The sequence below is a fragment of the Pseudomonas sp. QC2 genome (assembly GCF_002859085.1).
GTDB classification, from domain to species: Bacteria; Pseudomonadota; Gammaproteobacteria; order Pseudomonadales; family Pseudomonadaceae; genus Aquipseudomonas; species Aquipseudomonas petroselini.
Genome location: NZ_PKKS01000010.1, coordinates 335,842 through 357,417, shown reverse-complemented (window position 1 = coordinate 357,417; position 21,576 = coordinate 335,842). Strand labels below are relative to the sequence as shown.

General features: G+C 62.5%; 20 protein-coding genes. 14 read left to right on the top strand and 6 right to left on the bottom strand.

Features of this window, described 5'->3' with window-relative positions; translation table 11 throughout:
- Positions 1-173: 173 nt before the first annotated feature.
- On the bottom strand, positions 174-1,118 hold the full coding sequence (locus tag QCBJ_RS11100) for an aliphatic sulfonate ABC transporter substrate-binding protein (protein ID WP_043205515.1): 945 nt from the start codon (positions 1,116-1,118) through the stop codon (positions 174-176).
- A gap of 245 nt (positions 1,119-1,363) precedes the next feature.
- On the opposite strand from QCBJ_RS11100, the gene QCBJ_RS11095 reads away from it, so the two are divergent.
- The 6 genes from QCBJ_RS11095 (at position 1,364) to QCBJ_RS11070 (ending at position 6,923) form a co-directional block, all read left to right on the top strand.
- Entirely contained in the window at positions 1,364-2,302 is a 939-nt protein-coding gene (locus tag QCBJ_RS11095; protein ID WP_102060829.1) for an aliphatic sulfonate ABC transporter substrate-binding protein, read from the top strand.
- Positions 2,299-3,624 carry an LLM class flavin-dependent oxidoreductase gene (locus QCBJ_RS11090; protein WP_012724861.1) on the top strand — a complete coding sequence of 442 codons (1,326 nt, stop codon included), beginning with the start codon at positions 2,299-2,301 and terminating at the stop codon, positions 3,622-3,624. The genes QCBJ_RS11095 and QCBJ_RS11090 overlap by 4 nt, the downstream gene beginning before the upstream one ends.
- A 216-nt stretch (positions 3,625-3,840) precedes the next feature.
- On the top strand, positions 3,841-4,899 hold the full coding sequence (locus QCBJ_RS11085; RefSeq protein ID WP_102060828.1) for an ABC transporter substrate-binding protein: 1,059 nt from the start codon (positions 3,841-3,843) through the stop codon (positions 4,897-4,899).
- The gene (locus tag QCBJ_RS11080) at positions 4,886-5,875 is read left to right on the top strand and encodes an ABC transporter permease (protein ID WP_043205514.1); all 990 of its coding nucleotides are present in this window, start codon (positions 4,886-4,888) and stop codon (positions 5,873-5,875) included. Before QCBJ_RS11085 ends, QCBJ_RS11080 begins: the two co-directional genes overlap by 14 nt.
- Positions 5,869-6,657: an ABC transporter ATP-binding protein gene (locus QCBJ_RS11075; RefSeq protein ID WP_102060827.1), complete on the top strand. Its 789-nt coding sequence runs from the start codon at positions 5,869-5,871 to the stop codon at positions 6,655-6,657. The genes QCBJ_RS11080 and QCBJ_RS11075 overlap by 7 nt, the downstream gene beginning before the upstream one ends.
- A 65-nt stretch (positions 6,658-6,722) precedes the next feature.
- Positions 6,723-6,923 carry a DeoR family transcriptional regulator gene (locus QCBJ_RS11070; protein WP_102060826.1) on the top strand — a complete coding sequence of 67 codons (201 nt, stop codon included), beginning with the start codon at positions 6,723-6,725 and terminating at the stop codon, positions 6,921-6,923.
- Between the two features lie 10 nt (positions 6,924-6,933).
- Here the strand turns inward: QCBJ_RS11070 and QCBJ_RS11065 are convergent, their stop codons facing one another.
- The gene (locus tag QCBJ_RS11065; RefSeq protein WP_012724856.1) at positions 6,934-7,476 is read right to left on the bottom strand and encodes an acyl-CoA thioesterase; all 543 of its coding nucleotides are present in this window, start codon (positions 7,474-7,476) and stop codon (positions 6,934-6,936) included.
- A 109-nt stretch (positions 7,477-7,585) separates the two neighbouring features.
- Here QCBJ_RS11065 and QCBJ_RS11060 point away from each other — a divergent pair, with 109 nt between their 5' ends.
- A complete protein-coding gene (locus QCBJ_RS11060; RefSeq protein ID WP_102060825.1) occupies positions 7,586-8,545 on the top strand; it encodes a GlxA family transcriptional regulator in 960 nt (319 codons plus the stop codon).
- A gap of 170 nt (positions 8,546-8,715) precedes the next feature.
- Here QCBJ_RS11060 and QCBJ_RS11055 read toward each other — a convergent pair whose 3' ends face one another.
- The gene (locus tag QCBJ_RS11055) at positions 8,716-9,141 is read right to left on the bottom strand and encodes a hypothetical protein (RefSeq protein WP_102060824.1); all 426 of its coding nucleotides are present in this window, start codon (positions 9,139-9,141) and stop codon (positions 8,716-8,718) included.
- Between the two features lie 145 nt (positions 9,142-9,286).
- Positions 9,287-10,009 (bottom strand): pirin family protein, encoded by a 723-nt coding sequence (locus QCBJ_RS11050; protein WP_012724854.1) that lies wholly within the window; start codon positions 10,007-10,009, stop codon positions 9,287-9,289.
- 180 nt (positions 10,010-10,189) lie between these two features.
- Between QCBJ_RS11050 and QCBJ_RS11045 the strand changes: the two genes are divergently transcribed.
- A complete protein-coding gene (locus tag QCBJ_RS11045; RefSeq protein WP_102060823.1) occupies positions 10,190-11,140 on the top strand; it encodes a GlxA family transcriptional regulator in 951 nt (316 codons plus the stop codon).
- A gap of 95 nt (positions 11,141-11,235) precedes the next feature.
- Positions 11,236-12,759, top strand: a complete 1,524-nt coding sequence (locus QCBJ_RS11040; RefSeq protein ID WP_102060822.1) for a winged helix-turn-helix domain-containing protein — start codon at positions 11,236-11,238, stop codon at positions 12,757-12,759.
- Here QCBJ_RS11040 and QCBJ_RS11035 read toward each other — a convergent pair.
- Positions 12,706-15,468 (bottom strand): winged helix-turn-helix domain-containing protein, encoded by a 2,763-nt coding sequence (locus tag QCBJ_RS11035; RefSeq protein WP_102060821.1) that lies wholly within the window; start codon positions 15,466-15,468, stop codon positions 12,706-12,708. The two genes, QCBJ_RS11040 and QCBJ_RS11035, sit on opposite strands and share 54 nt — an antisense overlap.
- Before the next feature lie 57 nt (positions 15,469-15,525).
- Positions 15,526-15,924: a helix-turn-helix domain-containing protein gene (locus QCBJ_RS11030; RefSeq protein ID WP_043205510.1), complete on the bottom strand. Its 399-nt coding sequence runs from the start codon at positions 15,922-15,924 to the stop codon at positions 15,526-15,528.
- A gap of 204 nt (positions 15,925-16,128) precedes the next feature.
- Between QCBJ_RS11030 and QCBJ_RS11025 the strand changes: the two genes are divergently transcribed.
- From QCBJ_RS11025 to ycaC, 5 genes are all read left to right on the top strand, one after another.
- Entirely contained in the window at positions 16,129-17,037 is a 909-nt protein-coding gene (locus tag QCBJ_RS11025; RefSeq protein WP_046036775.1) for a LysR family transcriptional regulator, read from the top strand.
- A gap of 150 nt (positions 17,038-17,187) precedes the next feature.
- Positions 17,188-18,156: a hypothetical protein gene (locus QCBJ_RS30365; protein WP_256581482.1), complete on the top strand. Its 969-nt coding sequence runs from the start codon at positions 17,188-17,190 to the stop codon at positions 18,154-18,156.
- A gap of 168 nt (positions 18,157-18,324) precedes the next feature.
- Positions 18,325-18,915: an antibiotic biosynthesis monooxygenase gene (locus QCBJ_RS11015; RefSeq protein WP_102060820.1), complete on the top strand. Its 591-nt coding sequence runs from the start codon at positions 18,325-18,327 to the stop codon at positions 18,913-18,915.
- The gene (locus tag QCBJ_RS11010; protein WP_046036777.1) at positions 18,912-20,750 is read left to right on the top strand and encodes an amidohydrolase; all 1,839 of its coding nucleotides are present in this window, start codon (positions 18,912-18,914) and stop codon (positions 20,748-20,750) included. Before QCBJ_RS11015 ends, QCBJ_RS11010 begins: the two co-directional genes overlap by 4 nt.
- 28 nt (positions 20,751-20,778) lie before the next feature.
- Positions 20,779-21,396, top strand: coding sequence for an isochorismate family cysteine hydrolase YcaC (gene ycaC, locus QCBJ_RS11005; protein ID WP_012724846.1), 618 nt, complete (start codon positions 20,779-20,781; stop codon positions 21,394-21,396).
- Positions 21,397-21,576: the final 180 nt, after the last annotated feature.

Below are 21,576 nucleotides of genomic sequence, written 5' to 3'. Positions count from 1 at the left end.
GGCCGCCGCCACGCGCCATCCATGGCGCGGGGCGGCTAAACCGGCATCCCTGCCGGTTTACCCCCCAAATCCCTGTCGAATTCCGGCCAGCGTGTTTGACGGGGCGCCTGAGATCAAAAGCCGGATCAAGATCAAGAGCGGCTCGCTTCGCATCGTGGTTACCGGTTACGGCCTCAAGGCTTCCAGGTTTGTACATCCTTGGCGTCCACGGCCTTGGGCAACAGCCCTGCCTTGAAGAATGCATCGGCGATTTTCTGCTGCTCGCCCAACTGATCGATCGTCACCGGTTGCACCTGATAACTGCGGTGCGCATTGGCTGCTTCAACCGTGGCCACATCCAGGTTGCCCCACAGCGGGCCAAGCACGTTGGCCGCGTCTTGCGGGTGGGTTTTCACCCATTGGCCGGCCTTTTCCAGCTGTGCATACACCACGTTCAACACGTCTGGATGCGCCTTGGCGTACGGCGTGCCGGTCAGGTAGTAACGCTTGTAGCTGGCCAGCCCCGTGCCGTCCGCCAGGGTGCGTGTCGGCAGTTGACGTTGCACGCTGGTGAGGAAGGGCTCCCAGGTGACCCAGGCGTCGACCTTGTTGTTCTCGAACGCTGCGCGACCGTCGGCGGGTGACAGGTAGGCCGGCTCGATATCCGAAAAGGCCAGCCCCGCCTTGGCCAGCGCGGCGATCAGCAGGTAGTGCGTGCCGGCCGCCTTGGTCACTGCGATCTTTTTGCCCTTGAGGTCCGCCAGTTGCTGGATCGGTGAGTCCTTGCGCACCACGATGGCCTGGGCGGAAGGCGAGGGTGCTTCCTGGGCGAAGTAGGTGAGCTTGGCCTGGGCCGCCTGGGCGAAGATCGGCACGGTGTCGGCCACGTCGGCGCTGATGTCGACGTTGCCCACGTTCAACGCTTCCAGCAGCGGCAGGCCGCTGGGGAACTCGTGCCAGCTCACGTCGATGTTGTCGGCCTTGAGGGCTTTTTCCAGGGTGCCCTGGGTTTTGAGCAGGGTGATCAGGGTCGAGGATTTCTGGTAACCAATGCGGACGGTTTCCTGGGCCTGCGCACTGACTGCGACGGTAAAGGCCAGCAACCCGAGGACGGCGGCGAGGGGGCGACGTAGGGACATGATGAGCTCGATCTCTAACAAAATAGCCTTGAGCTTAAAGTTCTAAAAACCATTCGTTAAATACTCTTTGGATCTTAGCTTAGGGCGCTTTTTCCGCGTTCTGACGAATTGGGCATAACGATAGAATTATAGGGTTCTTTCATGATTTCTCGTCATTAATATAATCGAATTAACTTTACTGCCAGGCCCTGCGCGGTTTTTTGGCATATGCAGCTGTCTTCTTCTCACCCACGCCAAGGCCTTTCATGACGTTCAAGAAACTAATCGTCGCCGCCAGTTTGCTGTTCGCCGCTGCGGTGGCCCATGCCGAGCAAACCCTGGACATCAGTTACCAACGCTCGTCCACCTTGTGGATTTTGCTCAAGCAGAACGGCCAGTTGGAGCAGCGCCTCAAGCCCTTGGGATTCACCGTCAACTGGCATGAATTCAGCACCGGCCTGCTCAGCTCGTTGAACGCCGGCAGCGTCGACCTGCACGCCGATGTGGCCGACGCCTTCGCGCTGTTCACCCAGGCCGCCGATGCACCGCTGACTTATTACGCCCAGGAAAACTCATCGCCGGGCGCCCAGGCGATCATCGTTCAGGACCAGTCGCCGATCCACAGCATCGCCGACCTCAAGGGCAAGACCGTCGCGGTGTCCAAGGGCTCGGGCAGTAACTTCCTGCTGATTTCCGCCTTGAAAAAGGCCGGGCTGACCCTGGCCGATATCACCCCACGCTATCTGGAAGCACCGGACGGTGGCGCGGCCTTCGCCAATGGCAGTGTCGACGCCTGGGTGATCTGGGACCCGTTCCTCGCCTCCCAGCAACTGGATCACCACTTGCGTGTGATCGCCGACGGCAAGGACGGCCTGGCCGACTACAACCGTTTCTACCTGGCCACGACTAAGTTCGCCAAGGCCCACCCGGACGTGTTGCAGGTGACCTTCGACACCCTGCGCGAGACCGGCCAATGGGTGAAGGCCCACCCCAAGGAAGCCGCCGACATCCTCGGCCCGCTGTGGGGCAATATCGCCCCGGCCACCGTGGAGCGCGCCAATAGCCGACGCAGCTACGACATCATTCCGGTCAAGGTGGAAAACCTCGCCGAGCAGCAGCGCATCGCCGACACCTACTACACCGCCAAGCTGATTCCCAAGCCGTTGAAGGTCAGCGCCATCAGCGTGTGGACACCCAAGCCATGAGCCGCCAAATCCATTTATCCGCGTTCCTGTTGAGTGGGCCGGTGGTGCACAGCCATGCGGTGTGGCGCCACCCGGAAACCGTCGGCAATTACCTCGACCCCGAGTACTACGCACGAGTGGCCAAGGTGGTGGAGGAAGGGCTATTCGACTTCCTGTTCTTCGCCGACCGCCTCGCGGTGGGCGATCAAATGGGCGGCTCCCGCGCGTTCGCCTTGCGCTACGGCGCCCAGGACGCCACGCGCCTGGACCCGTTGCCGATCCTCTCTTACCTGGTCGGCAAAACCAGCAAGCTGGGCTTGGGCGCGACGCGGTCCACCACTTATTACGAACCGGCGCACATCGCCCGTGAATTCGCCACCCTGGACCACCTGTCCAAGGGCCGCGCGGCGTGGAATATCGTCACTTCGATGAACGACAGCGAAGGGCGCCTGTTCGGCAAGGACAAACACCTGGAGCACGACCTGCGCTACGACCGTGCCGATGAGTTTGTCGAAGTCGCGCTGAAACTGTGGAACAGCTGGGGCAAGGACGCGCTGAAGCTGGATCGCGAAAGCGGTGTGCTGGCAGACCCGGAGTTGATCCGTTCGGTGCAGCACCAGGGCGAATGGTTCAAGGTTGAAGGCCCGCTGAATATTCCGCGCACGCCCCAAGGCCGACCGGTGCTGATCCAGGCCGGTTCGTCAGGCCGTGGGCGGCGCTTCGGCGCGCGTTGGGCCGAGGCGATCTTCACCATCCATCCGCATTTGGCGGCGATGCGTGCGTTCCGTGATGACGTGCGCGCCCAAGTGGTGCAGCAAGGCCGTGACGCCGACAGCTGCAAAGTGCTGACGGCGGTGATGCCGTTCATTGGCGGCAGCGAAGCCGAGGCCCGCGCCAAGCGCGATCAGCACAACGCGTTGGCCCGGCCGGAGTTGGGGCTGGTGACACTGGCTTCGCAGCTGAATGTGGACCTGTCGCCATTCCCGCTGTCGGCGACGCTGGCCGAGATTGCCCAGTCGCCGCTGATCCCTCCGGCCGCCGCGGAAAAGCTCTTGATGCAAGGCCCGCAAACCACTCTGGAACAGCTGGGGCGCATCTTCGCCAGCAGCGTGCGCGTGCCGCAATTGGTGGGTACCGGGGCGCAGATTGCCGATCAGTTGGCCGAGCTGTTTGAGCAGGGCGGTTGCGACGGGTTTGTAATCTCTCCGGGGTACCTGCCGGGGTCGTTCACCGAGTTTGTCGAGAGCGTGATTCCGCATTTGCAGCGCAAGGGCTTGTTTCGCACCGCGTATGCAGGGTCGACGCTGCGCGAGCACCTGGGCCTGGCCGAGCTGCAGGGTTGAGCGGTTATTCATCCTGTAGTGAGCGGGCTTGCCCCGCGCTGGGCTGCGAAGCGGCCCCACTAAGATCGCCGCGTTCTTTCAGGTAACACGTGGTGTTTGGTTTTAGGGCCGCTTCGCAGCCCAGCGCGGGGCAAGCCCGCTCACCACAGCAAGCCCGCTCACTACAAAGAACGGTCTGCGGGCTTCATTACTGAGTTGATAAAAGGGATATTTCGCATGGCTGATTTCGATAATTTAACCCGTCGCCGTTTATTGGGCCTGGCCGGCATCACCCTGGCCAGCCTGTCGCTGCCACGCCTGGGGTTCGCCGCCGACGAACACGCCGGCCACAACACGTCACAAGAGCCCACCGGCACCGGTGAGTTCATCCGCCTCGACGCCCCGCGCAAGTTGAAACTGGCGGTCAACCTCAACGCCGTGTGCCTGGCCCCGGTGGTCATCGCCCATGGCCAGGGCTTCTTCACCAAGCACAACCTGGACGTGGAGTTGGTCAACTTCGGCAACTCTACCGAGGTGTTGCTCGAGGCCATCGCCACCGGCAAGGCCGATGCGGGCGTGGGCATGGCGCTGCGTTGGCTCAAGGCCCTGGAACAGGGCTTTGATGTGAAGCTCACCGCCGGCACTCACGGCGGCTGCCTGCGCTTGCTCAGTGCCGCGAAGGGCGGTGTGACCAAGCTGGAAGACCTCAAGGGCAAGGCCATCGGCGTGACCGACATGGCCAGCCCGGACCGCAATTTCTTCTCGATCCTGCTGAAAAAACACGGTGTGGACCCGGTGCGCGATGTCGAGTGGCGCCTGTATCCCGCCGACTTGCTCGGCACTGCGCTGGAGCGCGGCGAAGTGCAGGCGGTGAGCGGCAGCGACCCGTTCATGTACCGCCTGATCAAGTCCGGTGTGGCGCGTGAGTTGTCCACCAACCTGGTGGAGGAATACGCCAACCTCAGCTGCTGCGTGGTCGGTGTCACCGGCAAACTGGTGCGTGAAGAGAAGCGCGTGGTCGCGGCGCTGACCCAGGCGATTCTGGAGGCCCACGACTATTCTGTGCAGCACCCGGAGGAGGTTGCCAAGGGCTTCCAGGCCCATGCGCTGAACACGTCGGTGGAGGAAGTGCAGGCGATCCTTCACGACCATACCCACGGGCATCACGCGGTGGGCGCGGCGTTGACCCAGGAGATCCTTACCTACGTGACCGACCTGAAAACCGTCGAAGTGATCAGCAAGAGCACCGACCCGCTGGCGTTTGCCAAGGAGATCACCGCCGATGTCTTCAGCTGACGCAACCACCCTCAACCCACCGCTGACCTTGAAGGTCGCGTGGCAGGGCGCCGCCGTGGTGACGGCCTGGCTGGCCGTTGCACTGTTGATCAGCTACTGGCCCAACGCGACACGCCATTGGCCGATGACCCAAGGCCTGGCCAATCTGTGCGTGGGTGTCGCGGTGCTGTTCCTCGTGCTGAGCCTGCTGGGGCGCAGAGTCTCCAGACTGGGCCTGCGCCTGCGCAATGCCGGTCCCTGGCTGATCGCCTTGCCGCTGCTGCTGGGCCTCTGGGAATTGCTCACCGCCAAGCTGGCGCTGTTGCCGGTGCCGTTTTTCGCGCCGCCCCAGGCCTTGCTGGCGGTGTACATCGAAGATTACGCCCGGCTGGCCGACAGCCTGCTGCATTCGGCGTTGTTGCTGGGCTCGGGCGTGGCCCTCGGTGCGATCACCGGGTTTATCGCTGGCGTGGCCATCGGTTGGTCCACGCGCATCGGCTATTGGTTGCACCCGGTGCTGCGCATCCTCGGCCCGGTGCCGTCGACGGCGCTGTTGCCACTGTGTTTTTTCCTGTTTCCGAGCAGTTGGAGTGCCAGCGTGTTTCTGATCGCCCTGGCCACCTGGTTTCCGGTCACGGTGCTCACGTGGTCCGGCGTGGCGAGCGTGGACAAAGCCTATTACGACGTGGCGCGCACCCTGGGCGCCAAGCAAGGTTTCCTGATTTTCAAGGTGGCGATTCCCGCCGCGTTGCCCCACGTCTTTGTCGGCCTGTTCATGGGACTGGGCGCGTCGTTTTCGACCTTGGTGGTGGCAGAAATGATGGGGGTTAAGTCCGGCATCGGCTGGTACCTGCAATGGGCCCAAGGGTGGGCCGCCTACGCAAACATGTATGCCGCATTACTGATCATGGCACTCGCCTGTTCGGGGTTGATCACCGGGTTGTTCCTGGTGCGTGACCGGTTGCTGGCCTGGCAGAAAGGATCAATGAAATGGTAGCCCTGGCACACGCGGTATTGGCATCGGAAGGCTTGGCGCTGCGCATAGACAACCTCAGCCATGGCTTCGCCCTGGATGGCCAGCACCTGCCGGTGTTGGAGCGGGTGTCCCTGGACGTTGCGCCGGGCGAGTTCGTGGCACTGCTCGGGCCTTCGGGCTGCGGCAAGTCCACCTTGCTGCGCCTGGTGGCCGGCCTGGAACCGGCGGACTCCGGCCGGTTGCTGGGCGACGGTGAAGCCATCACCGGCCCGGACCCGAGCCGCGTGGTGGTGTTCCAGGACCCGACCCTGTACCCGTGGCGCCGCGTGTGGGACAACGTCGCCATCGGCCTGGAAGCCCAAGGCCTGCTCAAGACCCATTCGGCCAAGGTCGACGAGGCCCTGGAAAAAGTCGGCCTCAGTCAGTTCGCCCGTGCGTATCCGCGGCAGTTGTCCGGCGGCATGGCGCAACGGGTGGCGCTGGCGCGTGCGCTGGTCAACCAACCGCGCCTGCTGATCCTCGACGAGCCCCTGGGCAAGCTCGACTCCCTGACCCGCATCGCCATGCAAAAAGAACTGATCGACCTGTGGCAACGCCAGGGCTATACGGCCCTGCTGGTCACCCACGATGTGGAAGAAGCGTTGCTGCTGGCCAATCGCGTGATCGTGTTCAGCGACCGTCCGGCCAAGATCCAGGCGCAATTGACGATTGACCGGCCTTACCCACGGCACCGGGATGATCCTTATCTGGTTGACCTGCGACGGCAGATACTGGGCCTGCTGGGGCTGGGGGAGAGTTGGTGAAAGGGTATAAGCCTTGACACGCTGAAGCGAGCGCGCAACGGTCAACTCAATTTTCAGAAAAGAAAGTGCTGCAGCACCCTGGGCGCATCTTCACGCCCAAGGAGCTTACCCATGACTATGATATTTCGGAAAATACCGCCCGCAATGATCTGGAAAAAGGCGTCGCCATGAAGGTGCTGTTCAAGGTGCAAGAGGGCAAAGGTTTTCTGTACATTGCCAGGGAGGACGCCGAAGCCTACTTGAAAAAATTGGCCGGCGCTCGTTAACCGCCCGCCCTCACGCCTGCTCCTCCCCCCGCAACTGCACACTCATCTGATCACAGCTGTGCGCCCAGTCGCTGAGCCATTGCGGCATTGGCGGCGACGTCTCATCCAAACCCAGCTCGCGCACAAAATCACTCGGGGGCAGGGTGCCTTTGGCCGAACGGAACAGCCCGCGCATGACCACCACGCCGACCACGCGGCCGTTGCTGACAAAGCGGTGTTCCATCAGGCTCCACTTATGGTCCCAGCCGAGCATGCGGGTGTGCACCTCGAACACTTCGAACAGCTTCAACTCGCGGCGGAACTTGCCCCAGGTATCGCCCACGATCGGCAGCGCCTTGTTGCGCAACGCCACGCGAAACGCGCCGGTGCGCAACACGAAATCCATGCGTGCAACATCCGCCAGGGAAAAGTAGCGGCCATTGGTGACGTGCCGGTTGAGATCCAGGTCCAGCGGCCAGACGCGCATGCGCACCACCGTGGTGGCCAGGCCATGGGCCGGTTTGCGCCAGGGGCGCCGGGACAGCATGAAGAGCAAGCGAAACCAGAGATTCATAAACACGCCAGGCAGTTGATTAATGGCTGCACTGTAAGGGCGCGGAATCGGCTAAGGTAGGTGCGCAAATGACTTATTACATGCGAAAAGCGCAATCCGGGTTTCTTTTATGCACATCACCTTGCTCCTGGCTGAACGTTGTTCCGCCGCCAGTGCCACCCTGGCGGTGGAGATGCTCAGTGCCGCCAACCTGTTTGCCGACAGCCCACCTTTTGAAGTCGTGGTCGCCTCCCTGGACGGCCAGGCCGTGGAGGCTTGGGGCGGCCAGCGCTTGCAGGTGGACTGCGCGGTGACGCAGATCACGCAGACCGACCTGGTGCTGATCCCAGGTTTTCTGTTCACCTTGAAAGAAGCCCTGCCGAGCTTCCCCGCCTATGGCCCCTGGTTGCGCGAGCAGCATGCGCGCGGCGCGGTGTTGGCTTCGATGTGTACCGCGACGTTCTTACTGGCCGAAACCGGTGTGCTGCAAGGCCTGCGCGCCACCACCCACTGGGCGTTCGCCGAGCTGTTCCGGCGTCGCTACGCGGACGTGAGCCTGGATGACGCGCAGCTTCTGTGTGAAGAAAACCGCGTGATTACCTGTGGTGGCGCCAGTGCGGCGATGGACTTGATGCTGCACCTGATTCGGCGTTTCGGCTCGCCGGAGCTGGCCCACACCTGTGGCAAATACCTGTTGATCGATACTGTGCGCAGCGAACAGTCGGTGTACGCCATGTGGTCGCTGCCCAAAAGCCATGGCGACGGCGAGATCCTGCGGGTACAGCACTGGCTGGAGCAGCACTTCGCCGAGCCGCTGGTCATCGACGCGGTCGCCCAGCGCTTCGGTTTTGGCGTGCGCAACTTCAAGCGGCGCTTCAAGGAGGCCACCGGCTATACGCCGATTGCCTACCTGCAAACCCTGCGCCTGGAACGGGCCAAGCAGATGCTTGAGTCGACCCGCATGACGCTGGAAAGTATCACCTACGCGGTGGGCTACGAAGACAGCAACTCTTTCCGGCGCCTGTTCCAGCAGCGGGTGGGCCTGTTGCCGGCGGCGTATCGCAAGAAATTCCTCGCCCATCCGGTTTGATTCAACAACGCAGCTGCGCATCGCCCTCGATACACGCGACCAAAAACGCCCTCACCACAGCGTATCGAAACGCGGCAACCGATCGACAGGGCGGCGCTGTGGGGAGAAACAACAGACGAAAAAAAACCGGCTGATCAGGCCGGTTTGGGGTTCCCGCAAACAGCGCGGGATTATGCGTTGTTGCCCTGCAGGCGATCAGCACCGCCTTCAGCCAGGCCACGTTCCTGCAGGCGATCAGCACCGCCTTCAGCCAGGCCACGTTCCTGCAGACGATCAGCACCGCCTTCAGCCAGACCACGTTCCTGCAGACGATCAGCACCGCCTTCGGCCAGACCCCGTTCCTGCAGACGATCAGCACCGCCTTCAGCCAGGCCACGTTCCTGCAGACGATCAGCACCACCTTCAGCGACACGACGTTCCAGCAGGCGGTCAGAACCCCCTTCGGCTACGCGGTTGCCTTGCAGGCGGTCGGCGCCACCCTCTGCAACACGACTGTCGATCAGGCGATCCGCACCGCCTTCAGCGACAACAGGGTGAGCAAATGCGTTTGCAGCGAGTACAGAGAAAGCGAGGCTAAGCAAGATTTGGCGTTTCATGAGAGTGTGCTCCGAGTGTTTTAGTTTGGATGTTGCTGGTATGGGTTTGATGTTACGCGTTGCATTTTTTTAGAGAACTTCATTGCGCTGATGGTGACTATCGATGCCAGCGATGGCCCGGTACACGGGGCCATCGCAGCGCCAGTCATGGCATCTGCGGCAGTTCCTGCGGGCGCAGGTCGAACACCAGCACTTCGGCGTCCTCGCCGTGGCTCAGACGGATCCGCCGCTCATCCCGCACTCGGGCGCCATCGCCTTCCTGCAAGCGCTGGCCGTTGACTTCAACGCTGCCCTGGGCCACATGGATGTACACATGGCGATCCGGCGGCAGGTCGAGGGTGGCGGTTTCGTCACCGTTGAACAGCCCGGCATATACCCGTGCGTCCTGGCGCACGCTGAGGGAACCGTCGTTGCCGTCCGGCGAGATGATCAACTGCAAGCGTCCACGTTTCTGCGCCTCGCTGAAGTGCTCCTGCTGATAGCGTGGTTCGGCGCCAGCCACGGCCGGCACGATCCAGATTTGCAGGAAGTGCACGCCACGGCTCTGGCTGTGGTTGAACTCGCTGTGGGCCACGCCGCTGCCGGCGCTCATCAGTTGCACATCGCCAGGGCGGATCACCGAACCGGTGCCGAGGGTGTCCTTGTGTTCCAGCGCGCCTTCAAGCACATAGGAGAAAATTTCCATGTCGCGGTGCGGGTGCTGGCCGAAGCCTTTACCGGCGGCGACGCGGTCATCGTTGATCACCAGCAGGTCGGAAAAACCCTGTTCATTCGGGTTCCAGTAGTTGGCGAACGAGAAGGTGTGGAACGACTTCAACCAACCGTGATTGGCGGCGCCGCGTTCGGAAGCTTTGCGAAGAGTCAGCATGGTCTTGTCCTCAAGTGGGAGCGGGCTGCGAGATGCAGGGCTCCTGCGTTGAGAAGAAGGTTAATGGTTACTTTGTAATTCATTAAGAAGATGAAATTTGAATAACTGTCTCATCTGAGTTGACAGTTTCGAACGTGTCATAATGCCCGCTGCATTCTTTCTCGATGGATCTTTGTGTTTATGAAAACCGTGGCCATGGCGCTGTTTCCGGACTTCCTCCTGCTCGACATGGCCGGGCCGCTGGAAGTGTTTTCGATTGCTAACCGCTACCTGCCGGCGGCGGCGCATTACCAGATCCTCACCCTCGGCACCGAGCCTGGCCCCTTGCGTGCCTCCAATGGCGTCGTGGTGCAGGCCGACCTGTTGCTGGACCGGGCGCACGACGCCTACGACCTGTTACTCGTTCCCGGTGGCCCCGGCGCCTACAACGAATGCCACCCCGCGTTGTTGCCGTGGCTCAAAGAGGCTGCACCTCGCGCCACACGCTTTGGTTCGATCTGCACCGGTGCCTTTGTGCTCGGGCATGCCGGCCTGCTGGACAATCACCGTGTGACCACCCACTGGCACTACACCGAGCGGCTGATCAAGGCCTTCCCCAAGGCGATCGTCGAGACCGATCGCATTTACCTGCAGGACGGGCGGCTGATCACCTCGGGCGGGGTGACGGCCGGGATCGACCTGGCGTTATCGATCGTTGCCCAGGACCACGGCAAGCAAGTCGCGGTGGAAGTGGCCAAGGTGCTGCTGGTGGTGATGAAGCGCCAGGGCGGCCAGGCGCAGTTCAGCCCGATGACGGCTGCCGTAGCACCCCAGGAAACCGCGATCACCCGCGTGCAGAACCACGTGCTGGCGCACCTGGACCAGCCGTTCACCATCGAATCCATGGCTGAGCTGGCCGGCATGAGCGCTCGCCACTTTGCGCGGTTGTTTGCCAGGGAGGTGCAGATGACGCCGATGGCCTTCCTGCAAGGCGCGCGCATCGACCGTGCCCGGCAGTTGCTGGAGTCCACCGACCTGCCGCTCAAGACCGTGGCCTTCCATGCAGGCTTCGGCAGCGTGCGGCATATGCGCTTTCTGTTCAGTGAAAAACTCGGTCTCAACCCGACCCAGTACCGACAACAGTTCAGTTAACGACAGAATGTCCGTCTGGCGCACTCGATTGTCCGTATCGCTCCCCGTGCCAGCATTGTCCTGTCATTGGTAGCTGGCAAGATAGCGTCAAGCCCATGGAAAAGGATGCGCAGGCGCCCAAGGCCGGGTGTTTCAGCGCGATGACAGACATGAACAACCCTCAGGCGATTGACGTTGATGGCACGGTGCGCTTCGGCATCTATGCCTTTCACCGGCAACAGCGGTTGGTCAGCAAGATAGGCTTGCCGGTGCCTCTGGGTGGGCGTGCGCTGGATATCCTCGCGGTGCTGTTGGAAACGCCCGGGCAGTACGTCAGCAAGTCCACCTTGATCGAGCGGGTGTGGCCGGACAGCGTGGTGGAAGAAAACAACCTGCGTGTGCACATTGCGGCACTGCGCCGCGCCCTTGATGGGCAACGCTATATCCTCAACGATCCCCTGCGTGGCTATTGCTTCGCCGCCAAGGTGCAGGGGGCCATGCCCGCCATGACACCTCGACACAACCTGGCGGCACGCCTCAGTGCGGTGATCGGCTGTGAGGCGTTGTTGGGCGTGCTGGCGCGACGCCTGTCCGGGCACTGCCTGATGACCCTGACCGGGTGCGCCGGTGTCGGCAAGAGTACCCTGGCCCTGGCGTTGGCCGAACGGGTATTGCCGCGTTACCGGGACGGCGTGTGGTGGGTTGACCTGGCCACGGTGGAGGCGCCGATGACCATGCTGCGCCACCTGGCCACGGCGCTGCACCTTGAACCCAGCGCCAACGCCACACAGCTGTGCCGTCAATTAGCCTCCCGTCAGCTATTGCTGGTGCTGGATGGTGCCGACTTGCTGCTTGGCGCCTGCCGGCACCTGGTGCGCGTGCTACGTGAAACAGCCCCCCAAGTCAGCGTGCTGCTCAGCAGTCGTGAAGCCTTGCATGTCCCGGGCGAATGGGTGCAACGCGTGCCCCGGTTGGCGGTGCCTGTACCGTCGGCGCTGGGCAGTGTCGAACACGCCATGGCCTACCCGGCCGTACAACTGTTCGTGGCGCGGGCAAGCGCCGGGCAACAGGGGTTTGTGTTGCGGCTCCAGGACCTGGCGCCGCTGCGCGATATCTGCCGACGCCTCGATGGTCTCCCTCTCGCACTGGAGCTGGCTGCGGCCCAAGTGGATGCCCTGGGCGTGCGTGGCTTGCAGCAGCAATTGTGCAAGGGTTTGCAGGTGCTGACCCGAGGCCGTCGCACGGCGGTGGAGCGCCACCAATCGCTGATCGCAGCCCTGGACTGGACCTACCAGCGGCTGAGCCTGCCGGAGCGCTGGCTGTTCTTGCAATTGGGGTTGTTCAAGATGGCGGTGACCTTACCCACCCTGAGCGAGCTGGTCGCTGGCTCGGAGCTGGAACATGCCGACCTGTCCTACCTGCTGGGGCGTCTGGTGGACACCTCATTGCTGACCCTTGAACCCGGCCCGGGCCATTCGCGTTATCGCCTGCTCAACTGCGTGCGCAGCTATGCGCTGGCCCACCTGCGTGACCCGGTGCAGGTGGCACGGTTGCAGCAGGGCGATGGGCATTATTTGGGGCCGTTCTCAGGCCGGCCGTTTGTCTTGCAACTCGTCGAGCAGGCGGCGTACGCGGACTAGGTCCGGGGTGGCAAAGCCTTCGGTAAAGCGCGCATGGACCGAACCCAGCACGTCGCGTGCAGCCTGCAGGCGACCTTGGGTCTGCCACAGCTGCGCCAACGACGTCGCGCAACGTAGCTCCCAGGCCAGTGCGCCTTGCTGGTGCGCCAGCCCGAGGGCGTCGAGCAGCAGCGTTTCGCTCGCACGGGGATCCGCGATGCTTGCGGCGCGTACCCGCAGGATTTCCGCTGCGCACCAGCCCGCGCCGCCCGTGCGTGCGCGTTCAAACCCTGGGTCATCCACGGCGTGTGCACCCAGCGTGATCAGGATGTCCTCGATCAGCCCCAAGCCTTGCAGATCCTGGTGCCCCAGGATGCCGGCATAGTGCCCCGCCCAGGTCTGAAACAACTGCACCGAGTGCTTGTGCGCGTGTTCCAGCAACAACGCTTGCAGGCTCTGGGCGGCGTGCTCGTCACCGTTGTAACGGGCGATGACTACGCCTGCCAGGGCCAGGGTGTAGCAGATGGAGGTGCCGTGATTGATCTGCAGCGCTAACGCCAACGCCTGGCTGGCGGTACGCCAGGCTTGCTCGGGAAAACCCTGCAGCCACAGGATCCGCGCCAACACCGTCAGTGAGGCCACGCTCTGGTCGTATTGCACGCCAATGCCGTGGGCGAACCGATTGAGGTGGCCGCTGTGCGCCATGCGTTGGATCACTTGCTCAGCATTGTGCCGGGCGAGCGCCTGATTGCCGTTGTAGTGCTGCGCCAGTACGCGCAGGCGCTGGGCACTGACGTCCAGTTGCGGGTCGGTGCGCGGGTCGAGGCGATCGAACTGCTCGCTCTGCGCCAGTGCCTGGCGATACAGGCCTGCACACAGGTTCACCGCCATATGCCCGGAGACCGCGCGCAATTGACCCGCGACGTCCTGGCGCTCCTCAGCCAGGCGCCGGGCGCTGACAAACGCGGCGATGGTCTGCGGGGCACCGCCCATGGCGTGATAGGACAGGCTGCCCAGCGCCAATTGCAGTTGCATCGTCAAGCGCGGGCAGGGCGAGGCGGCCCGGCTCATCAGCGCCAACGCCTGGTCCACATACAAACGGTGCTCCCTGAGTAACGACAACTCTTGCCACAGTGGCATGGCGCTGACCGTCAAGCGGATTGCCAGCAAGTGTTCGCCCCCTTGCGCGAGCCCCCAGTCGAGGGCCGAGCGGATGTCTTCACGCAGCGGCGCATAGCGGTCGATCCAGGGTTGGGTGGCGATCAATTGCCAGTCCTCGCGCGCTTGCTCCATCAGCGCCAGGCAGCGCTCGGCATGGCGCCCGCGGGTGGCATCGAGCTCATCGGCGACGCTGAGTTTTTCCAGGGCGTAGGTGCGCGTGATATCCAGCAGGCGATAGACCATCTCGTCATCACCGACCTCCACATTGAGCAAGGACTTGGCGACCAACTGGGTGATTGAACCCAGCACCTCGGCGGGTGCGACCTCTTCCCCGGCGATCACCGCCGCCGCGCTGGCCAGGCTGAACCCGCCCCGGAATACCGCCAGCCGGCGCAGGCAGATCTGCTCGCAGGCCGTCAGCAGCTCAAAGCTCCAGTCCAGCGTGGCGCGCAGGGTTTGATGGCGGGGCAGCGCGTTGCGCCTGCCACGGGTGAGCAAGCGGAAATTGTCCTCCATCTGCACCAGCAGTCCGGGCAGGCCAAAGCGTTCGATCTGCGCCGCGACCAACTCGATGGCCAGGGGGATGCCGTCCAGGCGTTGGCAGATATCAATCGCCAGTGGCAGTTCGGCTTCACTTAATTCAAAGCTGTCCTGATGGGACATGGCCCGCTCGATCAACAGTTGCAGGGCCGGGTAGCCCAGCGCCTGGGCGCGGTTGCCGGTGGCCGGAGGGCAGGCCAGCGGTTCCAGGCGCTGCACGTACTCGCCCTCGGCGCGCAAGGCCTCGCGGCTGGTGGCCAGGATGTGCAAGCGGGGCGCGTGGCGCAGCAGGGTTTCGCTGATCAGGGCGATGTCGTCCAGCAGGTGCTCGCAGTTGTCGATCACCAGCAGCAACTGGCGCTCCTGCAGGCTGCGCGCAAACGTGACCAGCGGCTCTTGTTCTGCGTGGGTGAGGTCGAGCAGGGCGGCGAGATTGGGCAGGATCATCGACGCCGCGCTGAGCGGCGCCAGGTCCAGCAGGCGTATACCGTCGCGGTAATGCCCGATCAGCAATTCCGCCACGCGCAGGGCGACGGTGGTCTTGCCGATGCCGCCGGCGCCTGTCAGGGTGATAAAGCGTTGCGCGGGCAGGTTCTGCACCAGGCTGTCGATCAGGGCCTGGCGGCCGATCATGCGGGTGCGGCGCAACGGCAGGTTGTGGCACGGGCGTTGGGGGGCGCCCTCGGTGGGTAGCGTCATCGGCTCGATGCTCAGTGGCGCAACAAAACTGTAGCCACGCTGGGCCACGGTGACGATATAGCGCTGCCCGGCCTGGCCATCGCCCAAGGCCTTGCGCAAGGCTGCCATGTGCACTCGCAGGTTGCCATCTTCCACCACGCTTTTGGGCCAGACACGGGCGATCAACTCTTGCTTGCTCACCACATTGCCGGCCTGCTCCAGCAGGATCAGCAGGATATCCACCGCACGCCGTCCCAGCCGCAACGGACGACCCGCCTCCAGCACCAGGCGTTGGCGCGGGTGGATGCGGTAGGGGCCGAAATGCACGGCCTGGTCGCTGAGGTCACTCATGGGGACCCTGTTCGTGGAGGGGGAAGCGGCCAGCATATTCCAGGTACGTGCGGACCACTAGGCTGCAATCACTTGAGGCTTGTGACGCAATTGGTGATTTCGCCAGGTCATCGGGTTGACCCCTTCGCTGCGGGTGAACATATGGCAGAAATGCGCCTGGTCGCAAAACCCGCATTCCAGGCTGATTTGCGTCAGGCTCAGGCGCGAACCGGTGATCAGTTCCTTGGCCCGTTGGATGCGCTGCTCGCGAATCCACTCCTGCGGCGACAGCCCGGTGGTGCACTTGAACGCGCGGGAAAAATGGCTGCGCGACAGCGCACAGGCCTGGGCCAGGTCGGCAATGGCCAGGCTTTCGCCGAGGTTGGCGAGGATCAATTGCTTGGCGATACGCTCGCGCCGGGGGCATAGGCCGCCGGTAGCGGATAAGCGAGGAGCATGCTGCTCAAGTCGGGCCATGACGAAAATCCGCAGTCGATGGGAGCGTTCCCGGTGAATGGGTGCAGTGTAGACGCCGCTAATCTTGTTGCCGGACCGCCTGGCTGACGAGTTAATCGTTGTTAATTTCGCCAGGTACGTACGCGGAAAAGACAGCACAGACGTGCAATCGCGCTAGCGCTCCGCGTGCTTCTCTGTGCGCTTGCCAACCGTTTGGATACCACCATGAACCGCAACGACCTGCGCCGCGTCGACATGAACCTGCTGGTGATTTTCGAAGCGCTGATGTTCGAAAAGAACCTGACCCGGGTCGCCGAAAAACTCTTTATGGGCCAACCGGCGGTGAGCGCGGCGCTGGGGCGCTTGCGCGATTTGTTCGACGACCCATTGCTGCTGCGCAACGGGCGGGGCATGGAGCCCACGCCGCGTGCCGTGGCGATACTCAAGGAGTTGCAGCCGGCCATGGACATCATTTCGGGTGCTGTCAGCCGCGCCAAGGATTTCGACCCGTCTACCAGCTGCGCAGTGTTCCGCATCGGCCTGTCCGACGACGCCGAGTTCGGCCTGTTCCCGCCGTTGCTCAGCCAACTGCGCGAAGAAGCCCCAGGCATCGTCGTGGTGGTGCGCCGCGCCAATTACCTGTTGATGTCGTCGTTATTGGCCAGTGGCGAGATCACGGTGGGCGTGAGCTACACCACCGAATTGCCGGCGAATGCCAAGCGCAAGAAACTGCGGGATATCCCTTGCAAGGTACTGCGTGGGGATGACGGTGTTGAGCCGCTGACCCTGGACGACTACTGCGAGCGGCCCCATGCGATGGTGTCGTTTTCCGGGGACTTGAGCGGCAACATTGACCTGGACCTGGCGCGTATCGGCCGGGCACGGCGAGTGGTGTTGGCGGTGCCGCAGTTCAGCGGGCTGCGGGCGTTGCTCGCGGGTACGCAGATTATTGCGACGGTGCCGGATTATGCGGCCTGTGCGTTGACCGAGGGCACTGCGATACGCGCGGAGGACCCACCCTTTGCCATTGATGCCGCGGAGTTGTCGATGGTGTGGAGCGGGGTGCATGACAATGATCCGGCGGAGCGTTGGCTACGGGGGCGGATTGCGGAGCATATGTCGAGGGCGCTTTAGGTGTGGTTGGCAGGCAGCCGCAATAATTTGAATCTGATCGGCATCGACGTTAAGCAAAGTCTTGTCCCTCCGAGCGTTGTTTCCGGCAGCCTGCTTGGGTGAGGGCCTTCTAGCATGGGTTAACTTTTCCAGAGGAGGCTTGTCGCTGATATGCATATTCAAAGACCGCAATTTATCCCACAAACAGTGGCTGAGCCTTCTCCTAATGTTCCCGTGCCGCCGCCGGTGGAACAACCGAACGGCCCTGTGATCGCGTCGGATACACCCGTCACGCGCTCAAGAAGAGAGGTGGCAGCCACGCCGGGTTTATCGTCGAGGACGGTTGAGGCCTCAAGGTTAGACAGGGTCGACGATCCGAAACTTGAGATTAAGAAAGAGGCCACCTCACCCAACGGGCTGTTTGCTGTGAGTTACTCAATTCCTGTCGCCGGCTCCGGGCTGAACAATATTACGTTTCCAATGATCATTGACGAGGGGCTCCAACGAAAGACGGCCCAGGACCCTGGGATTTATTACGCGATGCTGTTCGACGTAAGCAATGAGCAAGGTAAATCTCTTGATGGCGGCTATATCGGGATTCAGCCACGGCAGGATGGCAAGGCGCTGGTGATGTTTTCCGGCTTTGGTTCGCACTTCAGTGCGCCCAAAGGCCGTGCCGAGGCGGATGGGGGGGAAGGAGGCAGCAATAGCACACTGGTCGATTTTGAGTTTGGTCATAAATATAACCTGACGGTGACCCGAGACCCTGACAACCCCCAGAGGCTGAAGGGCTATATTCAGGATGTCACGGACCCTGCTCACCCTGGGGTAAAGCAGCATGTCGAAGACCTTGATGTCGACCAGAAGTTTGTGTTGGCGGCCAGTAACACAGGGTTTGTCGAGCACTACGGTGCCGATATCAGCCGAAGCTCCCAGATCGCACCGACGCGCGGCAGTTTTTTCGCACCCTTCACGACGGAGGCTGACGGCACGGTCAAGGCGGGTGAAGTCAGGAGTGACGGGTTCTATGGTCGGTACAAAAACGCGATGATCGGTGATCAGGAAGTTACCAAAGTGGCGGGTAAAGGTCAGGAAGTCTATTTTACGTTTCAGGGCGCGGGTTACGGCGCTAAGGCCTGACACGTAACAAAAACCGGAAGGCCCCTGCAGCCTTCCGGTTTTTTTTGCCTTGTCGAATCGATTGGCCCGCGAGCCGCCACGCCAAACAGCACATACATCCAATTCCCCGCCCCCAATCCCAACCACACTCCCTCCATCGCTCAACTCTGCAGGTGGGAATACACAGCCATGGACCCAACACCCAAAACCAGCCCCGACGAAGTCGTCACCTTGGTCGTCAAGCACCTGATCAAACAAGGCCGCGAAACCGACTACGAAGCCTGGCTGCGTCGCATCGTGCGGATCGCCGGCGCGCGCCCCGGCCACCTGGGTGTCGACGTGGTGCGCGGCAAGCAGGGCAAGCTGGCGCTGTTCACCTGTGTGTTGCGTTACCGCTCCACCGATGACCTGGAAACCTGGCTTGATTCCCCCGAGCGCAAATCGCTGATCGACGAAGCCTCCCCCTTGCTGGCCGATGGCGACAAAACCGAAATCGGCGCGGTTAATGAATTCTGGTTCGCGCCGCTGGCCGACAGCGCCGCCAAACCTCCCCGCTGGAAGCAAGCAGTGGTCACCCTGTGCGTGATCCTGCCGCTGACCCTGCTGGTACCCATCGTGTGGGGCCCGGTTCTGCGCCTGCACCCGTTCCTCTCCAACTACGTGGTCGCCACCTTCCTGGTCACCGTGACGATCGTTGTATTGGTGGTCTACCTGCTGATGCCGGCGGCCACCCGACTGTTCGCTCCCTGGCTTGAAGCCTCTGTAAAGGAAACCCTATGAACGCCGATCTGATTCTGTTCAATGGCCAGTTCCACACCGTGGACCGTGAAAACCCGCGCGCAACCGCCGTCGCCATCAGCCAGGGGCGCTTTGTCGCCGTGGGCACCGACGGTGAGGCCATGGCCCTGCGCGGCAGTGGCACCCAGGTCATTGACCTCAAGGGCCGCACCGTCATTCCCGGCCTCAATGACTCGCACCTGCACCTGATCCGTGGCGGCTTGAACTACAACCTCGAACTGCGCTGGGAAGGCGTGCCGTCCCTGGCCGATGCCCTGCGCATGCTCAAGGACCAGGCCGACCGTACGCCCACCCCGCAATGGGTGCGCGTGGTGGGTGGCTGGAACGAATTCCAGTTTGCCGAAAAGCGCATGCCGACCCTGGAAGAGTTGAACCAGGCGGCGCCTGACACTCCCGTATTCGTGCTGCACCTGTACGACCGCGCTTTACTCAACCGTGCCGCCCTGCGCGTGGCCGGCTACACCAAGGACACACCGAACCCGCCGGGCGGCGAGATCGTGCGGGACAGCAACGGCAACCCCACCGGCATGCTGGTGGCACGGCCGAACGCGATGATCCTGTATTCGACCCTGGCCAAGGGCCCGAAACTGCCGCTGGAATACCAGGTCAACTCGACCCGCCAGTTCATGCGTGAACTCAATCGCCTGGGGCTCACCAGCGCCATCGATGCCGGCGGTGGTTTCCAGAACTACCCCGATGACTACGCGGTGATCGAGCAACTGGCCAAGGACGAGCAACTGACGGTACGCATCGCCTACAACCTGTTCACCCAGAAGCCCAAGGAAGAACTCAGCGACTTCAAGCACTGGACCGGCAGCGTCACCCTGCACCAGGGCGATGACTACCTGCGCCACAACGGCGCCGGCGAGATGCTGGTGTTCTCGGCGGCCGACTTCGAAGACTTCCTTGAGCCACGCCCGGACCTGCCGCTGACTATGGAACAGGAACTGGAGCCGGTGGTGCGCCATCTGGTGGAGCAGCGTTGGCCGTTCCGCTTGCACGCCACCTATGACGAGTCCATCTCGCGCATGCTCGACGTGTTCGAGAAGGTCAACCGTGACATCCCGTTCAACGGCTTGCCGTGGTTCTTCGACCACGCCGAGACCATCACCCCGAAAAACATCGAGCGTGTACGCGCCCTTGGCGGCGGTATTGCGATCCAGGACCGCATGGCGTTCCAGGGCGAATACTTCGTCGAGCGTTACGGCGCCAAGGCGGCCGAAGCCACGCCGCCGATCAAGCGCATGCTTGCCGAAGGCGTGCCGGTAGGGGCGGGCACCGACGCCACGCGGGTGTCGAGCTACAACCCCTGGACCTCGTTGTACTGGATGGTCAGCGGTCGCACCGTCGGCGGCCTGGAACTGCACGCCGAAGGCCTGCCGCGCCTCACCGCGCTGGAATTGTTCACCCATGGCAGCGCCTGGTTCTCGTCCGAGCAAGGCAAGAAGGGCCAGATCAAGGTCGGCCAGTTGGCGGACGTGGCGGCCCTGTCGGCGGACTTCTTCAGCGTCGACGAAGAAGCCATCAAGTGGATTGAGTCGGTACTCACCGTGGTCGGCGGCAAGGTGGTCTACGGCGCCGGCGACTTCGAAGACTTTGCACCGCCGCGTGTGCCGGTGCTGCCGGACTGGTCGCCGGTGGTCAAGGTGCCGGGTCATTGGCGCCCGACTTCGCCCTTGCAGGCACAGGTTCACCAGTGCAGCGGCCCGTGCGGCGTGCACGCCCACAGCCACGAAAAAGCGCGCCTTTCCAGCGTGCCGGTCAGCGACTTCCAGGGATTCTGGGGTGCGTTCGGCTGCTCGTGCTTTGCGTTCTGATTTCCCAAACCCGTTAGGAGATATTCCCATGGCTTACAAACGTTTGAACAAAGATGACGCTGTCGTACTGTTGGTCGATCACCAGACTGGCCTGATCTCCCTGGTACAGGACTTCTCCCCGAACGAGTTCAAGAACAACGTGCTGGCCCTGGCCGACGTGGCCAAGTTCTTCAACCTGCCGACCATCCTGACCACCAGTTTTGAAGGCGGTCCTAACGGCCCACTGGTTCCCGAGCTCAAGGCCCTGTTCCCGGACGCGCCGTACATCGCCCGCCCTGGCCAGATCAACGCCTGGGACAACGAAGACTTCGTCAAGGCGGTCAAGGCGACCGGCCGCAAGCAAATCATCATTGCCGGTGTGGTGACGGATGTGTGCGTTGCGTTCCCGACCCTGTGCGCCCTCGACGAAGGCTTTGAGGTATTCGTGGTCACCGACGCGTCGGGCACCTTCAATGAAACCGTGCAACAGGCTGCCTGGGCACGCATGACCGCTGCCGGTGCGCAACTGGTGAACTGGTTCGCCGTAGCCTGCGAGCTGCAAGTGGACTGGCGCAACGACATGGAAGGCCTGGCCAACCTGTTGTCGCCGCGCATTCCCAACTACCGCAACCTGATGAACAGCTACTCGGCGTTTACTGCCAAATAACCTGCTCTCAAGTCTGTCGGTAATCCCTTGTGGGAGGGGGCTTGCTCCCGATGACGGTGCTTCAGTCTAAATTTCTTTGACTGACCCACCGCTATCGGGGGCAAGCCCCCTCCCACATTTCGATTTGTGGTGCGGCGACAAACCCGTTATAAAAACCGAAAATGTCCACCGAGAAGCGAC

Bases quoted from the DNA above. Each gene is read 5' to 3' on its own strand.
- QCBJ_RS11050 (WP_012724854.1), bottom strand. From the start codon at position 10,009: ATGCTGACTCTTCGCAAAGCTTCCGAACGCGGCGCCGCCAATCACGGT.
- QCBJ_RS11045 (WP_102060823.1), top strand. From the start codon at position 10,190: ATGAAAACCGTGGCCATGGCGCTGTTTCCGGACTTCCTCCTGCTCGAC.
- QCBJ_RS11035 (WP_102060821.1), bottom strand. From the start codon at position 15,468: ATGAGTGACCTCAGCGACCAGGCCGTGCATTTCGGCCCCTACCGCATC.
- QCBJ_RS11030 (WP_043205510.1), bottom strand. From the start codon at position 15,924: ATGGCCCGACTTGAGCAGCATGCTCCTCGCTTATCCGCTACCGGCGGC.
- QCBJ_RS11015 (WP_102060820.1), top strand. From the start codon at position 18,325: ATGGACCCAACACCCAAAACCAGCCCCGACGAAGTCGTCACCTTGGTC.
- QCBJ_RS11095 (WP_102060829.1), top strand. From the start codon at position 1,364: ATGACGTTCAAGAAACTAATCGTCGCCGCCAGTTTGCTGTTCGCCGCT.
- QCBJ_RS11025 (WP_046036775.1), top strand. From the start codon at position 16,129: ATGAACCGCAACGACCTGCGCCGCGTCGACATGAACCTGCTGGTGATT.
- QCBJ_RS11085 (WP_102060828.1), top strand. From the start codon at position 3,841: ATGGCTGATTTCGATAATTTAACCCGTCGCCGTTTATTGGGCCTGGCC.
- QCBJ_RS30365 (WP_256581482.1), top strand. From the start codon at position 17,188: ATGCATATTCAAAGACCGCAATTTATCCCACAAACAGTGGCTGAGCCT.
- QCBJ_RS11080 (WP_043205514.1), top strand. From the start codon at position 4,886: ATGTCTTCAGCTGACGCAACCACCCTCAACCCACCGCTGACCTTGAAG.
- QCBJ_RS11040 (WP_102060822.1), top strand. From the start codon at position 11,236: ATGGAAAAGGATGCGCAGGCGCCCAAGGCCGGGTGTTTCAGCGCGATG.
- QCBJ_RS11060 (WP_102060825.1), top strand. From the start codon at position 7,586: ATGCACATCACCTTGCTCCTGGCTGAACGTTGTTCCGCCGCCAGTGCC.
- QCBJ_RS11055 (WP_102060824.1), bottom strand. From the start codon at position 9,141: ATGAAACGCCAAATCTTGCTTAGCCTCGCTTTCTCTGTACTCGCTGCA.
- QCBJ_RS11100 (WP_043205515.1), bottom strand. From the start codon at position 1,118: ATGTCCCTACGTCGCCCCCTCGCCGCCGTCCTCGGGTTGCTGGCCTTT.
- QCBJ_RS11090 (WP_012724861.1), top strand. From the start codon at position 2,299: ATGAGCCGCCAAATCCATTTATCCGCGTTCCTGTTGAGTGGGCCGGTG.
- QCBJ_RS11075 (WP_102060827.1), top strand. From the start codon at position 5,869: ATGGTAGCCCTGGCACACGCGGTATTGGCATCGGAAGGCTTGGCGCTG.
- QCBJ_RS11010 (WP_046036777.1), top strand. From the start codon at position 18,912: ATGAACGCCGATCTGATTCTGTTCAATGGCCAGTTCCACACCGTGGAC.
- ycaC (WP_012724846.1), top strand. From the start codon at position 20,779: ATGGCTTACAAACGTTTGAACAAAGATGACGCTGTCGTACTGTTGGTC.
- QCBJ_RS11065 (WP_012724856.1), bottom strand. From the start codon at position 7,476: ATGAATCTCTGGTTTCGCTTGCTCTTCATGCTGTCCCGGCGCCCCTGG.